Source organism: Streptomyces sp. NBC_01235 (assembly GCF_035989285.1).
In the GTDB taxonomy this organism is placed as follows: domain Bacteria; phylum Actinomycetota; class Actinomycetes; order Streptomycetales; family Streptomycetaceae; genus Streptomyces.
Genome location: NZ_CP108513.1, coordinates 8,981,355 through 9,002,538 on the forward strand (window position 1 = coordinate 8,981,355; position 21,184 = coordinate 9,002,538).

General features: G+C 71.3%; 5 protein-coding genes. All 5 read left to right on the forward strand.

Annotation, left to right across the window (positions count from 1 at the left end):
* Window positions 1–43: 43 nt before the first annotated feature.
* The 5 genes from OG289_RS40410 (at window position 44) to OG289_RS40430 (ending at window position 21,182) form a co-directional block, all read left to right on the forward strand.
* A complete protein-coding gene (locus OG289_RS40410; protein WP_327318965.1) occupies window positions 44–823 on the forward strand; it encodes a thioesterase II family protein in 780 nt (259 codons plus the stop codon).
* Window positions 820–4,623, forward strand: coding sequence for an SDR family NAD(P)-dependent oxidoreductase (locus OG289_RS40415; protein WP_327318966.1), 3,804 nt, complete (start codon window positions 820–822; stop codon window positions 4,621–4,623). The genes OG289_RS40410 and OG289_RS40415 overlap by 4 nt, the downstream gene beginning before the upstream one ends.
* A gap of 84 nt (window positions 4,624–4,707) precedes the next feature.
* Window positions 4,708–19,623, forward strand: a complete 14,916-nt coding sequence (locus tag OG289_RS40420; RefSeq protein WP_327318967.1) for a non-ribosomal peptide synthetase — start codon at window positions 4,708–4,710, stop codon at window positions 19,621–19,623.
* 12 nt (window positions 19,624–19,635) lie between these two features.
* On the forward strand, window positions 19,636–20,961 hold the full coding sequence (locus OG289_RS40425; RefSeq protein WP_327318968.1) for a lysine N(6)-hydroxylase/L-ornithine N(5)-oxygenase family protein: 1,326 nt from the start codon (window positions 19,636–19,638) through the stop codon (window positions 20,959–20,961).
* Entirely contained in the window at window positions 20,958–21,182 is a 225-nt protein-coding gene (locus OG289_RS40430) for an MbtH family protein (RefSeq protein WP_327318969.1), read from the forward strand. Before OG289_RS40425 ends, OG289_RS40430 begins: the two co-directional genes overlap by 4 nt.
* The last annotated feature ends 2 nt before the right edge of the window (window positions 21,183–21,184 follow it).

Genomic DNA, 21,184 nt, shown 5'->3' on the forward strand with positions numbered 1-21,184 from the left:
CGGAACCGCGCAGGACGACCGCAGCAGGGCGAGAGGTGTGCGCATGAGCGTTCAGACATCGGAACTCGTCGCCGAGACGCCGTACATCTGGCGGGCCCGGCGGCCGGAGAGCACCCAACGGCTGATCTGCCTGCCGCACGCCGGCGCGGGAGCCGCGGCCTACGCCGACTGGATCCCGCTGCTGCCGCCGGAGATCGAACTCGTCGCCGTGCAGCTGCCCGGCAGGCAGAACCGTATCGCCGAGGAACCGTTCACCGCGGTCGGCCCGCTCGTCAGCACGCTCACGCACGCCCTGCGCCCGGTCCTCGACCGCCCGTACGCGATCTTCGGCCACTCCTGCGGCGCAGCCCTCGCGTTCGAGCTCGCCAAGGCGCTCCGGGCGCGCGGTCGGCGCGGCCCGGACCAGCTCTTCCTGTCCGCCCAGCCCGCCCCCGGCTTCACCGGTGTACGGCCGTTGAGCGACCTGCCCGACGACGAGTTCCGCGCCGAGATGACGGCGCTCGGCGGCATTGACCGCGAGATCCTCGAGGACCCGTTCGTACTCGACTCCCTGCTGCCCGCCCTGCGCACCGACTTCGCCCTCTGGGAAGGGCACCGCACCGCTCCCTCGGAACCCCTCGACTGCCCCCTCACCGTGCTGTGCGGCGACGACGACCCGCGCACGCCCCCGGACTCCGTCGCCGGGTGGCAGGCGCACACCAACGCCGAGTTCTACGCCCGGTTCTACCCGGGTGGCCACTTCTACTTCCTGGAGTCCGGCGCGGCCGACGTCGTGTCGTTCCTGTCCCGGAAGATGCTGACGACCAAGGGGAGGGCCGCATGAGCCCTGCCGACCCCTTGGGACAGGAAACCCTGGACCGCATCGCCGAGGCGGCCCTGCGGGTTCCCGGAGTCGGCGACGCCGCGGCCGTGGTCCGCAGGAGCGTGCGGGCCGCCGGGCGGGCCGCCCCGACCGACACCGCCGTCGGTACCCCTCAGGCACCGGCCGAGGACGCCACCGGCCGTCCGCCCGCCGAGCTCTATGGCGGTGACCTGCGTATACCCGACGGCGCCCCGGACACCCTGCAACAGGCTCTGCGCGATGCGGCCGAACTGGCGCCGGACAAGGGCACCGTCTTCATACGGCGGGGCCGCAAGGACGAACTCCAGACCTACCCGGAGCTGCTGGCCGAGGCCCAGCGCGTGCTCGCCGGGCTGCGTGCCGCCGGACTGCGCCCGGGCGACGCAGCGCTGTTCCAGTTCGATGACAACCGGGCCTATCTCACCGCCTTCTGGGCCTGTGTGCTCGGCGGGTTCGTGCCGACACCGGTGGCGGTTGCTCCCACGTACCGCGCCGCGAACGACACCAACCGGCGGCTGCACAACGTCTGGCACCTGCTGGACCGGCCGCCGCTGCTCACCGACGACGCCACCGCGCCCGCCCTCGCCGACGTGCGGGACCTGTGGGCCGAGCCGGAGGTGCGGATCCTCACCCTGGGCGAGCTGCTGGCCTGCCCGCCCGACACCGACTGGTATCCGGCGAACCCCGACTCGCCGGTGCTGAATCTGCTCACCTCCGGCAGCACCGGCGTGCCCAAGTGCGTGCAGCACACCAACTCCACCGTCGTCTCCAGGTCCCTGGCCTACGCGCAGGCAAGCGGAATGGGCAGCGACGAGGTCAGCCTCCTGTGGATGCCCTTCGACCACGTCACCGTCGTCCACTGCAACATCCGGGACGTCTTCCTGCGGTGTCTGCATGTCAACGCCAAGATCGAGCACTTCCTCGCCGACCCGCTGCTGTGGCTGGACTGGGCCGACCGGTACCGCGCGACCAACACCTGGGCGCCGAACTTCGCCTTCGCGATGGTCAACGACCACGCCGAGGAGATCCGCACCAAGCGTTCATGGGACCTGTCCCGGTTCCGCACCCTCCTCAACGGTGGTGAACCGGTCGTCGCCACGACCAGCCACCGGTTCCTGGAACTTCTCGCGCCGCACGGGCTGCCCGCCGACGCGATGGTCCCGGCCTGGGGCATGGCGGAGACCTGCTCCGGTGTCACCTACGGCCTCCAGCGCCTGGACGACCGCACGGCCGGCACCGTCGCCGTCGACCCCGCCTCGCTCGGCGGCACGGTCCGCGAGGTGGACCCCGGCGATCCCGGGGCCGTGGTGATCTCCACCGTCGGCACCCCGCTCCCGGGCGTGCGGATCCGCGTGATGGACGACTCCGGGGCGGCGGTCCCGGAAGGCCGCCTGGGCGAGCTGTGCATCCGCGGCCGCACGATGATGACCGGCTACTACAACAACGCCGAGGCCAACGCCACGTCGTTCGACGACGACGGCTGGTTCCACACCGGCGACCTCGCGTTCGTCCGTGATGGCGACTTGGTGATCGCCGGACGCAAGAAGGACCAGATCGTGGTGCGCGGCATCAACTACCTCGCGCACGAGATCGAGAACGTCGTCGAGCAGGTGGACGGGGTCCGGGTCACCTTCAGCGCGGCGACCGGAGTACGCGAGCCCGGCGAGGGGTCCGACCGGCTGGCGATCTTCTTCGTCCCGCGCAGCTGGGACGACGGAGCCATCACCCGGACCGTCGACGCGATCAGGGCCGTCCTGGTGCGCGAGGTCGGACTCGCCCCCGATCTGGTCGTCCCGGTGACCGAGACCGAGTTCCCGAAGACCGGCAGCGGCAAGGTGCAGCGCGCCGCTCTCACCGCCGAGCTGCGCGCGGGCACCTTCGCGGACCGGGCCATCGGGGCCGGGGCCGACGAACGGCCCGACAGTCGACTGGTCAGACGCCAGTGGACAGAACTTCCCGCTCCCGGATCCGGGAGCGGGAAAGCCGGGGCCCGGCTCGTCCTGGCCGAGGACGACGAACTCGTATCCCTCGGCCTCGACGGACCGGTGATCGCCGTACACCACGGCGATCGGCTGCACGTGGAAGCGGCGGAGCGCTACCGCGCCGACGCACGCGACCGCGCGCAGCTGACCCGGTTGCTGAAGGACGTGACCGATCGGCACGGACCGATCGGCACGGTCGTGTACGGCCGGACCCTGTCCCGCACGGACGAGGACCCCGCCGCGCGGCTGGCCGCGGCCACCGCCGAACTGACCGCCCTCCTCGGCGCGCTCGCCGACGCCACGGATGGTGACAGCCCCTTGGTGCTCGTGCTCACCTCGGGGTCCGTGCATGTGCGGTCCGGCGACCGGATCGACCTGGGCACCTGCGCCCTGCCCGGACTGATCCGCACCGCGGTGAGCGAACTGCCCTCCCTGACGATCCGTCAACTCGACCTGCCCTCGGACCGCACCGCCTGGGCGGACGCCGTACGGACCGAACTCGTGGACCGTACGCACCGGGGCGTCGTCGCCGCCCGGCAGAACCGGCGGTGGCAGCCGCGCCTGAGCCCGGTCCCCGACGACGAGACCGGCGTGCCACCCGTGACCCCGGGCGGTACGTACCTGGTGACGGGCGGGCTCGGCGGCATCGCCCACGACCTCGCCGGCTACCTGGTCGCCACCTACGGAGTGCGCCTGCTGGTCGTCGGCCGGTCTCCCGCGATCGGTGAGGCGGGCGAACGGCTGGCCGAGCTGCGCGCCCTGGGCGACGTCCTGCACGAGCAGCTCGACGTCGCCGACGCCGAGGCCGTCGAGGCCGGCGTGGCGCGTGCCGAGGCGCACTGGGGCCGCCCCCTCGATGGGGTGCTGCACCTGGCCGGAGCCGACCCGACCGACCAGTGGGCCGACCTCGAACGGCACACGCTCGTCAACGAGTCCGCCGAGACGTTCGCCCGGCAATACCGCCCCAAGGTGAGCGGCTCGCTCGCTCTCGCCCAGGTGCTGGAGCGCCGGCCGGAGGCGTCCCTCGTCCTCTTCGGCTCCGTCAACGGGGAGTTCGGGGGGCACTCCTTCGGCGCCTACGCCACCGCCAACAGCTTCCTCACCGGATTCGCCGACCACTGGCACCACGAGCGGCGGCGAGTGGTGCACTGCCTGTCCTGGAGCATGTGGACCGAAATCGGCATGAACCGCGGCAGCTCCACCGCCCCGGCCCGCAGTCGCGGCTTCAGCGCCGTCGACCCCGCCGACGGACTGCGGCTGTTCCTCGCCGGTATCGCCCGCTCCGACCACCACCTGATCGTCGGCCTCGACCTGGCGCACCCCGCCATCGTCGACGAGCTCGTGCCGGACCACCTGCGGGCCGGTGAGATCGTCGTCGCCCACACCGCCGACGGCGCCGCGCCCGAGGCCGTACGGGAGGCCGTCCAGGCAGCCGCAGGCGACTGCCCCGTGCCGGTGCGCACGGTCGAGGTCGAGCACATCCCGCGCGGGCGGGACGGTGGCGTCGACGCCACCACGCTGCTGCAGATGACCGCATCCGACCGCAGGCGCCGGCCCTCGACGCCACCGGCGACGCCATTGGAGCAGCAGCTCGCTCTCCTGTGGGCCGAAGCCCTGGACCGCCCGGGGATCGGCCGGGACGACTCGTTCTTCGACCTCGGCGGGAACTCGCTGAAGGCGACCCGGCTGCTCGCCCTGGTCGACGACCGGGTCGGGGTCCGGCTCGGCACCCAGGAACTCTTCGAGAACCCGACCGTGGCCGAATTGGCGGCGGTGGTCGCGGACCGCGGCGCGGACTGACCCACCGGCCCGGCCCACGAGCCCAGGTCCGTCCGCCGTGACCGGCCCCGTCTCCCAGAACATCGAGCGAGGAGCGAACGCACCATGATTCCCCTGTCCTACGCACAACGGCGACTTTGGTTCATCGACCGGTTCGAAGGACCGTCGGCGACGTACAACATCCCGTTCGTGCTGCGTCTGCACGGGGCACTCGACACTGGTGCGCTCGCCTCGGCGGTGCGGGACGTGGTGGTCAGGCACGAGAGCCTGCGCACCCTGTTCGTCGAGGAGACGGACGGCATGCCCGGCCAGTGGATCATGCCCTCGGACGAGATGCGCCTGCCCGTCCCGGTCGTCGACGCGGAACCCGGCGATGTGCCCGAACTGCTGGCCGATGCGGCGGCGCACACCTTCGACCTGGCGACGGAGATCCCGCTGCGGGCCACGCTGCTGCGCTGCGGATCCGAGGACCACGTCCTCGTCCTGGTGGTCCACCACGCCGCCGCCGACGGTGAGTCGATGGGACCGCTGGCCCGGGACCTCGCCGCGGCGTACACGGCCCGGGTCCGCTGCACGGAACCGGAGTGGGACGAACTGCCCGTCCAATACGGCGACTACACGCTGTGGCAGCGTGAACTCCTCGGCGACGCCGATGACCCCTCCAGCGTGCTCGCCACCCAACTCCGCTACTGGCGGGCCGAACTGGCCGACGCTCCCCAGCAGACCCGACTGCCCACCGACCACCCGCGTCCCGCCCGAGCCACCCACCACGGCGACGCCGTCGAGTTCACCGTCACCCCCGAGCTGACGGCCGCCGTCACGGAACTGGCGCAGCAGCGCGGCCTGACCGTGTCGATGACGATGCAGGCCGCGCTGGCCGTGCTGCTGCACCAGCTCGGCGCCGGGGACGACATCACCCTCGGCTCCACCATCGCCGGACGCACCGAAGAGGAACTGACGGACCTGGTCGGCTTCTTCGTCAACACGTGGGTGCTGCGCACGGACCTGTCCGGCAATCCACCGCTGGAGCAGGTGCTGGACCAGGTGCGCGACAAGGCCATCGGCGCCTACGAAAACCAGGCCGTGCCCTTCGAACGGCTGGTGGAGGCTCTCAGCCCCGAGCGGTCCACCGCCTACCACCCCTTCTTCCAGGTCATGTTCAGCTGGCAGACCGAGGCCCGGGTCGACATCGAACTGCCCGGGGCGACCGCACACCTGGAGGCCGTGCCGACCGGAACCGCCAAGTTCGACCTGGAGTTCAACCTCACCGCCACCGACGGCGGCATACGCTGCACCCTGGAATACGCGACCGACCTGTTCGAGCGATCCACCGTCGAACGGATGGGCAACCGTTTCATCCGTGTCCTGGAGCGGCTCGTCGCCGGCCCCGCCACCCGCGTCGGCGACGTCGACGTCCTCGTACCGGCCGAGCACGCACTCCTCGACCGGTACGCCGGTACCTCCGCGCCGACCCCCGCTGTCACCGTGCCCGGCCTCGTCGAGCGGCAGGTCGCCGCATCCCCGGAAGCGCTCGCCGTGGTCTTCGGCACCGAGGAACTGACCTACCGGGAACTCGACGCCCGCGCCGATCGCGTCGCCCATGCGCTCGCCCGGCACGGCGCAGCCCCCGAGACCCTGGTCGGCCTGGCGCTGCCCCGGTCTGCCGACCTGGTCGTGGCCCTGCTCGGCATCCTCAAGTCCGGCGCCGCCTACGTCCCGATCGACCCGCGCTATCCCAGCGCCCGCCTGGACCTCATCCTCTCCCGGGCCAGACCCTGCCTCGTACTGACCGACCGGGCCACCGCGGCCGTACTCCCGGACGACGGCACACCCCGCCTGTACCTCGGCGACATCGACCTGTCGGACGGCCCCGGCGGCGCGCCCGACGTCGCGCCCCGGCCGGACAACCTCGCCTACGTCATGTACACCTCGGGCTCCACGGGCACCCCGAAGGGTGTCGCCCTCACACACCACGGCATCGTCAACGGCGTCACCCGGCTGGCACCCGCCGTCGGCCTCGGCCCGGGGGCACGGATGCTCGCCGGCACGTCGATCAACTTCGACGTGTCCGTGTTCGAGACCATCACCACGCTGAGCACCGGCGGCACCGTCGAGATCGTCCGCGACGTCCTCGCTCTCGGCGAACGGGGAGGCTGGTCCGGCAGCGTCATCAGCACGGTGCCGTCCGTCTTCAGCGAACTGATCGACGACATCGCCGGGAAGACGACAGTGGACACCCTCGTCTTCGCCGGTGAGGCACTGCCCACCTCGCTCGTGCGACGGGTGCGGGACGCCTTCCCCGGGGTGCGGGTCATCAACGCCTACGGGCAGAGCGAGAGTTTCTACGCCTCTGTCTGCGACGTCACCGAACCGGCCGTACCGAGCGTCTCCGGCAGCGCCCCGGTCGGTGCGCCGCTGGCCAACATGCGTGCCTACGTCCTCGGCCCGGGGCTCCTCCCCGTGCCGCCGGGCGTGGTCGGCGAGCTGTACGTGGCCGGCGCGGTGGGCCGCGGCTATCTCGGCCAAGCCCCGCTGACCGCGGAGCGGTTCGTCGCCGACCCGTTCGGTCCGGCCGGTGAGCGCATGTACCGTACCGGCGACATCGCCCGCTGGAACGCCGCCGGACAACTGGAGTTCGTCGGCCGCGACGACCACCAGATGAAGCTGCGCGGCTTCCGCATCGAGGCCGGTGAGGTGGAGGCCGTACTGACCTCCCACCCTGCGGTCGAGCAGGCGGTGGTCGGCATTCACGGGCGCACGGGCAGCCGGCAGCTGGTGGCCCACGTGGTGGCGACGGGAGCGAGCGGCGGCACCGTTGAGAGTCTCGGCGACCTGGCCGTCGACCTGACCGCCGGCGTGTCCGCCGCCGAGCTTCGCCGCTACGCCGCCGAACGGCTGCCGGAGTTCATGGTGCCGTCCGCCTTCGTGATGCTGGACCGCATGCCGCTCGCACCGAACGGCAAGCTGGACCGCTCCGCGCTCCCCGCCCCCGAGATCTCCGTGGAGACATACCGGGCGCCGCGTGCCGCTCACGAACACACCCTTGCCGACGTGTTCGCCGACGTGCTCGGCCTGGAGCGGGTCGGCGTCGACGACGACTTCTTCGCGGTCGGCGGTGACAGTATCCGTTCGATCCAGGTGGTTTCCCGGGCTCGCGCTCTCGGGATCGAGATCAAGCCTCGTGATGTCTTCGAGCGTCGGACGGTGGCTGGTCTGGCGGAGCTGGTGGAGGGCCGGGTGGGGGCCGGGGGTCCGTCCGGGCTGGTTGAGCTGGACGGTGGTGGTGTGGGCCGGATGCCGTTGGTGCCGATCGCTCGGTATCTGCTGGAGCAGGGTCCGGGGAGTGACCGTTTTCCGATGAGTGCGGTGCTCGACTTGCCGTCGGGTATCGACGAGGCGGGTCTGGTGGCGACGTTGGGTGCGGTGCTGGACCGTCATGATGTGCTGCGGTCGCGATTGGCCGGCGAGGAGCTGGAGGTGTTGCCGGCGGGGTCGGTCGATGTCCGTGCGTTGTTGCGTGTCGCGGATGGACAGGCTGATGTGCAGCGGGAGTTGGATGCCGCGGTGGGTCGGCTGGATCCGGCGGCGGGTGTGATGGCGCAGTTCGTGTGGCTGGTGCCGGGCCGTCTGGTCGTCGTGTTGCACCACCTGGTGGTGGATGGTGTGTCGTGGCGGATCCTGCTGCCGGACTTGGCCCAGGCCTGGAGCCGGGTGAGGGAGGGCACGAAGCCGGAGCTTGCTCCGGTGGCGACCTCGGTGCGGCGCTGGGCGCATGCTCTGGCCGACCAGGCGGTGTCGGCCGAGAGGATCGCTGAACTGCCGTACTGGCAGGGGGTGGTGGAGGGTCCGGATCCGTTGTTGGGGGCTCGTGCGTTGGATCCGGCTGTGGATGTGCAGGCGGCGGTGGACAGTGTGTGGGTGCGGTTGCCGGTGGCGGTGACGGAGGCTCTGCTCACGGCGGTGCCGGCGGCTTTCCGTGGTGGGGTGAATGACGGGCTGCTGGCGGGGTTGGCGTTGGCGGTGGCTCGGTGGCGGCGTGAGCGGGGTGTGGTGGAGTCTTCGACGCTGCTGCGGCTGGAGGGGCATGGGCGTGAGGAGGAGGCTGTAGCGGGTGCTGATCTGTCCCGCACGGTGGGCTGGTTCACCACGATGTTCCCGGTTCGTCTGGACATCGCGGGTGCGGATCTGGACGAGGCGTTCACGGGTGGTCCGGCGGCGGGTGCGGTGGTGAAGGCGGTGAAGGAGCAGCTGCTCGCCATACCCGACAAGGGCCTGGGGTACGGCCTGCTGCGCTACCTCAACGAGGAGACCGGACCGGTCCTCGCGGCCGGCTCCACCGGACAGATCTCCTTCAACTACCTGGGCCGCTACTCCTCGGCGGACATGCCCGAGGATTTGCGCAGCCTCGGCTGGAACCGCAGCCCCGGGACCGCCGAACTGATCCCGGAGCTGAACGCCGACATGCCCGCGTCGGCCGTGATCGATGTGAATGCCTTGGTCGAGGAGGTCGACGGGGAGCCGCGGTTGAGTGCGCGGTTCGCGTTTCCGACGGGCGTGCTGACCGGAGCGGAGGTGCGGGAGCTGGCCGATGGCTGGTGCGCGGCGCTGGAGGCGCTGGCCCGGCATGTCGCCGGGCCCCGTGCGGGTGGGCTGACGCCTTCGGATGTGCCGCTGGTGTCGGTGGGTCAGGGTGAGTTGGCGGCGTGGGAGCGGACGTATCCGAATCTCACGGATGTGTGGCCGCTGGCTCCGTTGCAGTCGGGTCTGCTGTTCCATGCGTTGATGGCGGATGCGTCGTTCGACGCGTACCACATGCAGATGGTGTATCACCTGTCCGGTGCGGTGGATCCGCGGCGGATGCGGGCGGCCGGGCAGGCCTTGCTGGACCGGTATGCCTCGCTGCGTACCGCGTTCGTCGCGGATGCCACCGGCGCGCATGTCCAGCTCGTGGTCGACGGGGTCGAACTGCCGTGGCAGGACATGGACTTCACGGCGATGGGGGAGCAGGAGCAGCAGGCGGCGCTCGATCGTTTCCTGGCCGAGGACCGTGCGGCTCACTTCGATCCGGCCCGGCCTCCGTTGCTGCGGCTGGCGCTGATCGCCCTGGGTCAGGAGCGGTATGAGCTGGTTCTGACCACGCATCATGTGCTGTTCGACGGCTGGTCCATGCCGCTGCTGTTGCAGGATCTGCTGCGTCTGTACGGCTCGGGCGGTGACGTCTTCGCCCTGCCGCCGGTGCGTGGCTATCGCGACTTCCTGGCCTGGCTGAAGGCTCAGGATCCCGCCGCGTCCGCTGATGCCTGGGCCCGGGAACTCGACGGTCTCGACGAACCCACACTGCTCGCCCCCGACGCCGAGGCGGAACAGGACGCGGAGGTGGGACAGGTGGACGTGTCGCTGACCGCCGACCTCTCTCGTGCCCTGGCCCGGCGTGCCGCCGAACTCGGCATCACCCTCAGCACCCTGGTGCAGGGCACCTGGGCCGTCGTGCTGGGCACCCTCACCGGGCGCCAGGACGTCGTCTTCGGAGCCACCGTCTCCGGACGGCCGCCCGCGGTCGCCGACGTCGACTCGATGGTGGGCCTGTTCATCAACACCCTGCCCGTACGGGTCCAGTTGTCGCCGTCGGAATCATTGCGCCGGGTGCTGACCGGGCTGCAGGAGCGGCAGGCCGCCCTGCTCGACCATCACCACCACGGACTGGCCGACATCCAGCAGTCCACCGGACTGCCCGCCCTGTTCGACACAGCCGTCGTCTTCGAGTCCTACCCCGTGGACCGTGTGGGCCTGACCGAGGCGCACTCGGCGGCCGGCGTGACCGTCACCGGTATCCGGCCCTACACGGGCAGCCACTATCCGCTGGTGGTCACCGCCGACGCCGACCCGCACCTTCGGCTGGCCCTCCAGTACCAGCACCATGTGTTCGACGCCGAGACGGTGACCGCCATCGCCGCCCGCTACCGGCGCGTGCTGGAACAACTCGCAGCCGACCCCGACCTGTCGGCCGGGCGTGTGGACGTCCTCGGCCCCGCCGAGCGGCAGCGCATCCTGACGAGTGCCGGCAGGGCCGACGGGCCGCCCCCGGCGGCCGCCCTGCCCGCGCTGTTCGAGGCCCAGGTGGCTGCCCGTCCCGACGCGATCGCCGTCGAGGACGTACGGACCACACTCACCTTCCAGGAACTGGACGAGCGGGCCAACCGGCTCGCCCACCACCTGCGATCGCTCGGTGCCGGCCCGGAGAACACGGTCGGCCTGTGCGTCGAGCGCGGCGCGGACCTCGTCATCGGCCTGTTGGGCATCACGAAGGCGGGCGCTGCGTACGTCCCGCTCGACCCCGACTATCCGGCCGACCGGCTGGCGTTCATGCTGCGTGACTCGGGTGTCCGGCTGGTGGTCACCGCGCCCCGCGCCCGCGACGGGATCGCCGACGGCGACACCGTACTCGTCGACGTCGTCGCGGACCGGGAGGCGATCGACCGCCGGCCCGCGACCGTGCCCGAGCCCCGTCCCCGTACCGGTGACCTGGCCTACATCATCTACACCTCGGGCTCCACCGGTCTGCCCAAGGGCGTCCTCGTCCCGCACACCGGTATCGCCAACCTGGCCGCCGCGCTGGCCGAGCGGCTCGACGTCACGCCCGGCAGCCGGGTGCTCCAGTTCGCCTCGGCCAGCTTCGACGGCGCCCTGATGGACATCCTGATGGCCCTGCCTGCCGGGGCGACCGTCGTACTGCCCCCGCACGGCCCGCTCGTCGGCGACGCACTCCACTGCTTCCTGCGCGAACGACGTGTCACCCACAGCCTGCTGGTACCGTCCGTCGTCGCCACGCTCGACCCCGAGGGACTGGACGACCTGCGCGGGCTCGCAGTGGGCGGCGAGGCGTCCTCCGCCGAACTCGTGGCCCGCTGGTCCCCGGGCCGTCGCCTGGTCAACGCGTACGGCCCGACGGAGACCACCGTCGTGGCCACCATGAGCGAGCCGCTGAGCGGGGACACCGTGCCGCCCATCGGGTCGCCACTGCCCCACACCCAGGTGTACGTGCTGGACGGCGCGTTGCGGCCGGTGCCCGACCTGGTCATGGGCGACCTCTACATCGCCGGCCCGCACCTGGCCCGCGGCTACCACGGGCGGGGCGGGCTGACCGCCGAGCGGTTCGTCGCCGATCCGTACGGCCCGCCCGGCAGCCGGATGTACCGCTCCGGGGACCTGGCCCGGCGCCGGCCCGACGGCACACTGGAATACCTCGGCCGTGCCGACGACCAGGTCAAGATCCGCGGCTTCCGGATCGAACTCGGTGAGATCGAGAAGGTGCTGGGCTCCCACCCGGACGTCGACCGGGCCGTGGTGATCGCCCGGGAGTCGGCCACAGGCGGGCGGCAGCTCGCGGCGTACGTGGTGCCCGTCGCCGGTCCGCACGAACCGGGCGACGAAGGCCACGAGCGGTTCGTCTCGGAGTTGCGTTCCCGTGCCGGGGAACGGCTGCCCGCCCACATGGTTCCGCCCGCCTTCATGGTCCTCGACACGCTGCCGGTGACCGCCAACGGCAAGCTGGACCGGGCCGCCCTGCCGGAACCCGAGTTCGGCGGAGCCGGGACGCGGCAGCCCCGCACCCCGCAGGAGGAGATCCTGTGCGGCCTCGTCGCCGAGGTGCTGGGCCTGGACACGGTCGGCGTCGACGACGACTTCTTCGCCCTCGGCGGGCACTCACTGCTGGCCACGCGTCTCGTCAGCCGCATCCGCAGTGTCCTCGGCGCCGACGTACCCATCCGGCATGTCTTCGAGGCGCCCACCGCGGCCCGCCTCGCCCTGCGTCTGGAGCGCGGCGCGTCCACCCGCCAGGTGCTGCGGCCGGCGGGACAGCGGCCGGAACCGATCCCGCTGTCGTCCGCACAGCGACGGCTGTGGTTCGTGGACCGCTTCGAGGGGCCCTCCGCCACCTACAACGTCCCCGTCGTCCTGCGGCTCCAGGGGACCCTGGACGTCGCCGGCCTGCGAGCGGCCCTCCACGACCTGATCGCCCGGCACGAGAGCCTGCGTACCCTGATCGAGGACGGGCCCGACGGCGTGCCGTTCCAGCGCATCCTGCCGGCCGGCGAGGTCATGGTGGACCTGTCCGTCGTCGACACCGAACCCGGCGACCTGGACGCCGCCGTGGCCGACGAGTTGGCCCGCCCCTTCGGCCTGGGCAGCGACATCCCGGTCCGGGCCCGCCTGCTGCGCTGCGGCCCGGACGACCACACCCTGCTGCTGGTGCTGCACCACATCGCCGGTGACGGCGAGTCGGTCGGGCCACTGACACGGGACCTGGCCACCGCCTACGCCGCCCGCGCCGACGGCGCCGCGCCCACCATGCCCGCGCTGCCGGTGCAATACGTGGACTACACGCTCTGGCAGCGCGATCTCCTCGGCGACGAGGACGACCCCGCCAGCCTGGCCGCCCGGCAGTACGCGTACTGGACGACGGAACTGGCAGGCGTGCCGGAGCCACTGCGGCTGCCCACCGACCGCCCCCGCCCGGCCCACCCCAGCCACCGGGGTGACACCGTGGGCTTCCACATCGACGCGGAACTCGCCGAAGCGGTGAGGGAGCTGGCGCGCTCGCACGGTGCGACGACCTCCATGGTGCTCCAGGCGGCGTTCGCCGTGCTGCTGCGCGATCTGGGAGCGGGTGACGATCTCACGATCGGCTCGCCCATCGCCGGCCGCACCGACGAGGCGCTCTCCGACCTGGTGGGCTTCTTCGTCAACACCTGGGTGCTGCGCGTGCGGATGCCGGACCGGCCCACGTTCGGCCAGGTCGTCGGCCAGGTGCGGGACAAGGCCCTGGCCGCCTACGACCACCAGGACGTCCCCTTCGAGCGGTTGGTGGAGCTACTGAACCCCGAGCGGTCCACCGCCTACCACCCGCTGTTCCAGGTGATGTTCGGCTGGCAGAACATGGCCGACGAGTTCCGGCTGGGCGCCGTGCGTGCCATACCGCGTACGGCCTCCACCGGCACGTCGAAGTTCGACCTGTTCCTCACCATGGCCGACGCACCCGATCAGGGAGTGACGGGCTTCCTGGAGTACGCCACCGACCTCTTTGACCGGTCCACGGCCGAAAGCGTCACCAGCCGGTTCACAGCGACCCTGCGGGACCTTGTCACCCGCCCCGAAGCGCAACTCGTCGTGACCGAGCCCGTACGTCCGGGCAGCGCGCGGGAGACGACGCTCGGAGGGGTCCGGATCGACCTCGACGCGGTCGAGGCCGCCTTGACCGCGCACCCGGGCGTGGCCCGCTCCGTGGCGGTCACCCGCGCCGGCCGCGGCGCCGGCCGCCGCCTGGTCGGCTATGTCCTGCCGGCCCCGGACGCGGCGGACGAAGTCACCGTCGCGGAGCTGCGCGCCTTCGTCGCCGGCCGGCTGCCCGAGGACCAGGTTCCGTCCCTCCTCGTGCTGCTGGACACCCTTCCCCTCACACCCGACGGGGAGCCGGACCTGTCCGAGTTGCCCGAGCCGACGTTCACCGGCGGCGACTACAGGGCTCCCGGCACCGACGGGGAACGGGCCCTCGCCGACGTGTTCGCCGACGTGCTCGGCCTGGAGCGGGTCGGCGTCGACGACGACTATTTCCTGCTCGGCGGTGACAGTATCCGTTCGATCCAGGTGGTTTCCCGGGCTCGCGCTCTCGGGATCGAGATCAAGCCTCGTGATGTCTTCGAGCGTCGGACGGTGGCTGGTCTGGCGGAGCTGGTGGAGGGCCGGGTGGGGGCCGGGGGTCCGTCCGGGCTGGTTGAGCTGGACGGTGGTGGTGTGGGCCGGATGCCGTTGGTGCCGATCGCTCGGTATCTGCTGGAGCAGGGTCCGGGGAGTGACCGTTTTCCGATGAGTGCGGTGCTCGACTTGCCGTCGGGTATCGACGAGGCGGGTCTGGTGGCGACGTTGGGTGCGGTGCTGGACCGTCATGATGTGCTGCGGTCGCGATTGGCCGGCGAGGAGCTGGAGGTGTTGCCGGCGGGGTCGGTCGATGTCCGTGCGTTGTTGCGTGTCGCGGATGAACAGGCTGATGTGCAGCGGGAGTTGGATGCCGCGGTGGGTCGGCTGGATCCGGCGGCGGGTGTGATGGCGCAGTTCGTGTGGCTGGTGCCGGGCCGTCTGGTCGTCGTGTTGCACCACCTGGTGGTGGATGGTGTGTCGTGGCGGATCCTGCTGCCGGACTTGGCCCAGGCCTGGAGCCGGGTGAGGGAGGGCACGAAGCCGGAGCTTGCTCCGGTGGCGACCTCGGTGCGGCGCTGGGCGCATGCTCTGGCCGACCAGGCGGTGTCGGCCGAGAGGATCGCTGAACTGCCGTACTGGCAGGGGGTGGTGGAGGGTCCGGATCCGTTGTTGGGGGCTCGTGCGTTGGATCCGGCTGTGGATGTGCAGGCGGCGGTGGACAGTGTGTGGGTGCGGTTGCCGGTGGCGGTGACGGAGGCTCTGCTCACGGCGGTGCCGGCGGCTTTCCGTGGTGGGGTGAATGACGGGCTGCTGGCGGGGTTGGCGTTGGCGGTGGCTCGGTGGCGGCGTGAGCGGGGTGTGGTGGAGTCTTCGACGCTGCTGCGGCTGGAGGGGCATGGGCGTGAGGAGGAGGCTGTAGCGGGTGCTGATCTGTCCCGCACGGTGGGCTGGTTCACCACGATGTTCCCGGTTCGTCTGGACATCGCGGGTGCGGATCTGGACGAGGCGTTCACGGGTGGTCCGGCGGCGGGTGCGGTGGTGAAGGCGGTGAAGGAGCAGCTGCTCGCCATACCCGACAAGGGCCTGGGGTACGGCCTGCTGCGCTACCTCAACGAGGAGACCGGGCCGGTCCTCGCGGCCGGCTCCACCGGACAGATCTCCTTCAACTACCTGGGCCACTTCTCGTCCGCCGACCTGCCGGAACACCTGCGCGGGCTCGGCTGGAACCGGTCGGAGGCGGCGAGCACGCTGCCCGCGCTCGACCCCGCACTGCCCGCACTGGCGGTGCTGGATGTGAATGCCCTGGTCGAGGAGGTCGACGGGGAGCCGCGGTTGAGTGCGCGGTTCGCGTTTCCGACGGGCGTGCTGACCGGTGCGGAGGTGCGGGAGCTGGCCGATGGCTGGTGCGCGGCGCTGGAGGCGCTGGCCCGGCATGTCGCCGGGCCCCGTGCGGGTGGGCTGACGCCTTCGGATGTGCCGCTGGTGTCGGTGGGTCAGGGTGAGTTGGTGGCGTGGGAGCGGACGTATCCGAATCTCACGGATGTGTGGCCGCTGGCTCCGTTGCAGTCGGGTCTGCTGTTCCATGCGTTGATGGCGGATGCGTCGTTCGACGCGTACCACATGCAGATGGTGTATCACCTGTCCGGTGCGGTGGATCCGCGGCGGATGCGGGCGGCCGGGCAGGCCTTGCTGGACCGGTATGCCTCGCTGCGTACCGCGTTCGTCGCGGATGCCACCGGCGCGCATGTTCAGCTCGTGGTCGACGGGGTCGAACTGCCGTGGCAGGACATGGACTTCACGGCGATGGGGGAGCAGGAGCAGCAGGCGGCGCTCGATCGTTTCCTGGCCGAGGACCGTGCGGCTCACTTCGATCCGGCCCGGCCTCCGTTGCTGCGGCTGGCGCTGATCGCCCTGGGTCAGGAGCGGTATGAGCTGGTTCTGACCACGCATCATGTGCTGTTCGACGGCTGGTCCATGCCGCTGCTGTTGCAGGATCTGCTGCGTCTGTACGGCTCCGGCGGTGACGTCTTCGCCCTGCCGCCGGTGCGTGGCTATCGGGACTTCCTGGCCTGGCTGAAGGCTCAGGATCCCGCCGCGTCCGCTGATGCCTGGGCCCGGGAACTCGACGGTCTCGACGAACCCACACTGCTCGCCCCCGACGCCGAGGCGGACGGCACCGGGCAGGTGGAGGTACCGCTGTCGGCGGATGTCGCCGCAGGGCTCGCCCAGTGCGCCGCCGAATCCGGCGTGACCCTGAACACCCTCGTCCAGGGCGCGTGGGCCGTACTGCTGAGCCAGTTGGCGGGCCGCAAGGACGTGGTGTTCGGAGCGACCGTGTCGGGCCGGCCGCCCGCGTTGCCCGGCGCCGACTCGATGGTGGGCCTGTTCATCAACACCCTGCCCGTACGGGTCCAGTTGTCGCCGTGGGAATCGCTGCGCCAGGTGCTGACGGGGCTGCAGGAGCGGCAGGCCGCCCTGCTCGACCATCACCACCACGGACTGGCCGACATCCAGCGGTCCACCGGACTGCCCGCCCTGTTCGACACCGCCGTCGTCTTCGAGTCCTACCCCGTGGACCAGGCGGGCCTCGGCGAAGCCCGGGACGCCACCGGCTTCGCCATCGACGGGTTCGCCTCGACGAGTGGCACCCACTATCCGCTGGGAGTGTCCGCGACGCTTGCCCCGGATCTGCGCATGGATGTGCACTACCGGCATGGGGCGTTCGACGAGAGCGCGGCACAGGACATCGCGGCCTGTCTCGCCCGAACCCTGGAGCAGTTCGCGGTCGATCCCGACCTGCCGGTCGGACGCCTCGACGCACGGGCGCCGGTCGAGCACGACCGGCGGGGGACCGGGGCAGCCACACCCGTGGCCGGTGGCACGGTCGCCGAGCAGTTCGCCCGGCAGGCCGCGGCGACCCCGGACGCACCGGCTGTCATCAGTGCCGAGGAGTCCCTGACCTACCGCGAACTCGATGCCCGTGCCGAGCGGCTGGCCACTGAACTGGTCCGGCGCGGCGTTCGGCGCGGCTCCGTGGTGGCTGTGGCGCTGCGGCGCTCCCCCAGCATGGTCGTGGCGCTGCTGGCGGTACTCAGGGTCGGCGGCGCGTATCTGCCCGTCGACCCCGCCTACCCGGCCCACCGGATCTCCTACATGCTGGACGACTCCGGAGCCCAGCTGGCGGTGACGGACGCGACGACGGCCCAGGCACTGTCGGTGGCGGCCGTCGAAACCCTCCGGTACGACACCTTGTCGGGGCCGGCTCCGGCGCCCGGGCCACTTGGGCACGACGACGCCGACGCGCCCGGGGCGTTGGACGACCTCGCCTACGTCATCTACACATCGGGTTCGACGGGCAGGCCGAAGGGGGTCGAGGTCACCCACCGGGGCGTGGCGAGTCTGGTCACCGCCCATGTGCAGCGCATGGGGATCACGACCGAGAGCCGGATGCTGCAACTGGCCTCACCGAGCTTCGACGTGTCGCTGTGCGAGCTGTTCACGGCGCTGCTGTCGGGCGCGAGCGTGGTGCTGGCCGAGACCGAACGACTGGCCCCCGGCACCCCGCTCGCGGAGACCATCGACGAGCACGGTGTGACCCACGCGATGATGACGCCGTCGCTGCTCTCGACCCTGCCGCACGACGCGCTGACCGGCGTGGAATGCCTGGTGGTCGGCGGGGAGACGATGTCGGCGGAGCTGATCACCCAGTGGTCCGCGGATCGGCGCATGCTGAACGTCTACGGCCCGACCGAGGCGACGGTGTGCGCCACCATGGGCGAGCCGCTGACCGGTGACGGCGGCACCCTCACCATCGGGCGGCCGATCGAGAACACCCGCGCCCATGTGCTCGACGCGGCGCTGCGCCCGGTCCCGCCCGGCGTGGTCGGCGACCTGTACCTCGCCGGCGAGGGCCTGGCCCGCGGCTACGCAGGCCGGCCCGGCATGACCGCAGACCGCTTCGTGGCCTCTCCGTTCGGACGGCCGGGCGAGCGGATGTACCGCACGGGCGACCTCGCAGCGTGGACGCAGGACGGCGAACTGGTGTTCCGCGGGCGTGCGGACGACCAGGTGAAGATCCGCGGCTTCCGTGTCGAGCCCGGCGAGGTCGAGGCCGCGCTACGCGGTCACCCCGCCGTGGCGCAGGCCGTCGTCGTGGTCGACGACGGGCGGCTCGCCGCCTATGTCGTGCCCGGACCGCACGGCGCCGACCCGGCCGAGCTCCGCGGGTATCTGCGCGAACGGATGCCGGAGCACATGATGCCCGCCGTGATCACGCCGATCGAGGCGGTGCCGCTGACCTCCAGCCGCAAGCTGGACCGGGCCGCCCTCCCCGCCCCCGACTATGCGAGGGCTGCCGTGAGCCGGGCCCCGCGCACCCCGCGCGAGACGATTCTGTGCGGGCTGTTCGCCGAGGTCCTCGGGCTGGACCGGGTGGGCATCGACGACGGGTTCTTCGCGCTGGGCGGGCACTCCCTGCTGGCCGCCCGGCTGGCCGGCCGGATCCGGGTCGTGCTCGGCGTCGACCTGCCGATCCGGCTGCTCTTCGAGGCGTCCACGGTCGCTGAACTCCTCGTGCACCTGGAGGCTGACGACGGATCGGACGAGTCCATGGACCCGTTCGCCCCGGTGCTGACCATCAAGAAGGACGGTGACCGCGAGCCGCTGTGGTGGTTCCACCCGGGTGGCGGCCTGTGCTGGCCGTACTTCGGGTTCGGCCGGCTGCTGCCCGAGGACCGTCCGGTGTACGGCATCCAGGCAGCCGGGCTCGACGGAACCACCCCGCTGCCCCACTCGGTCGAGGAGATCGTCGCCGACTACACCGGCCGGGTGCTGGCCCGCCAGCCGGAGGGGCCCTACCATCTGCTGGGCCACTCCACCGGCGGCACCCTCGCGCACGCGGTGGCGGCCGAACTGCAGCGCCGGGGGCACGAGGTGGGGCTGCTCGCCCTGCTGGACAGTGTGCCGAGCGACCACCTGGCGGGCCATGCGCCGCCCGCCGAGAGCGACGTCCGCGACTACTTCGCCGCGCACCTCGTCGGTGCGGAGGGCACCGCGGACCACCGTGGCTTCATCGACCGCGCGGTCGGGGTCGGCCTCAACTTCGTCGCACTCATGAGGCAGTACGCCGCCCCGGTCTACCGCGGCGACGCGCTCTTCTTCAACGCCGTACCGAAACCGGAGGGTTCGTTCGCGGACCTGTGGCAGCCGTACATCCAGGGTGCCGTGCACCGGCACGACATCCACAGCGCCCACGAGGACATGTACCTGCCGCGCCCGGCCACCGAAATCTGCACGCTCATCAGCCAGGATCTGGCCGGAAGTTGAGGGGACAACTCTGTGGACACCAAAGAATCCGACCTGCGCGCACCGGAGACGTACGACGTGGTCGGCATCGGCTTCGGGCCCTCCAACCTGTCGCTCGCCATCGCACTTCAGGAGGGCCCGGAGCCGGTGACGGCCAGGTTCTTCGAGCGCCAGCCGTCGCTGAGCTGGCACCAGGGCATGCTGATGCCCTCCGCGAAGATGCAGGTCTCCTTCCTCAAGGACCTGGCCACCTTCCGCAACCCGACGTCGGCCTTCAGCTTCGTGGCGTATCTGCACGAGACCGGCCGACTGGCGCAGTTCGTGAACAACTGCGACTTCTTCCCGACCCGGCGCGAATTCCACTCCTACCTGGAGTGGGCCGAGTCCAAGGTGCGCCACCATGTCTCGTACGGCACGGAGGTCATCGCCATCGAACCGCTGCCGCACCCCGACATCGGCGCCGTGGACCGGCTGCGCGTCGTGCTGCGTGACGCGAGCGCGCCGGGCGGCACGCGCCATGTCGAGGCACGCAACGTCGTCGTCTCCACCGGCCTTGTGCCGAGGATGCCGGTCGGCCTGGAGCGGGACGCGCACGTCTGGCACAGCTCGGCCTTCCTGCACAACTTCCGTGCGTGGAAGAAGGGCGGGCTGAAGCGGGTGGCCGTCGTCGGCGCGGGCCAGAGCGCCGCCGAGATAGTCCGGTTCCTGTACGACACGGTGCCCGACGCGACGGTGCACGCGATCCTGCCGTCGTACGGCTACGCCATCGCGGACAACACCCCCTTCGCGAACGAGGTCTTCGATCCGGCAGCCGTTGACGACTTCTACCGCGGCACCCAGCGCGCCAAGGACGCCATATGGCGTTACCACAAGAACACCAACTACTCGGTCGTGGACGACGAGGTGATCCGCGACCTGTACCGGCGCGCCGGCGACGACGAGGCCGACGGCCGGCGGCGGCTGCGGTTCGCGCGGCTGTCCCGGGTCGTGGACGCCAAGCGGGTCGCCCAGGACACCCGCGTCACCGTCCACTCGCTGATCGACGACGACACCTACGACCTCGACGTCGACGTCCTGGTGTGCGCCACCGGGTACGAACCGATGGACCCCGCCGGGATACTGTCCGGCCTCGACGGCCGTCTGCTGCAGGACGACGACGGCCGCTACCGCATCGCCCGCGACTACCGCCTGCTCGGTGCGGACGACCTGACGTGCGGCATCTACCTGCAGGGCGGCGCGGAACACACTCACGGACTGTCGTCGTCACTGCTGTCCAACATCGCCGTACGCAGCGGCGAGATCGCGCACTCGATCGTGACCGGGCGCACCGCCGCCCAGGAAAGGGGAGTCTCCGCATGAGTACCAACCCGTTCGACGACACCGAAGGCCGCTTCCACGTCCTCGTCAACGACGAGGGGCAGCACTCGCTGTGGCCCACGTTCGCCGAGGTGCCGGACGGCTGGCGGATCGCGCTGCGCGACGAGAGCCGGGAGAAGTGCCTCGCGTACGTCGAGGAGAACTGGACCGACATGCGTCCGCGCTCGCTGCGCGAGGCGATGGCCGCCGACCAGGCATCATGAGG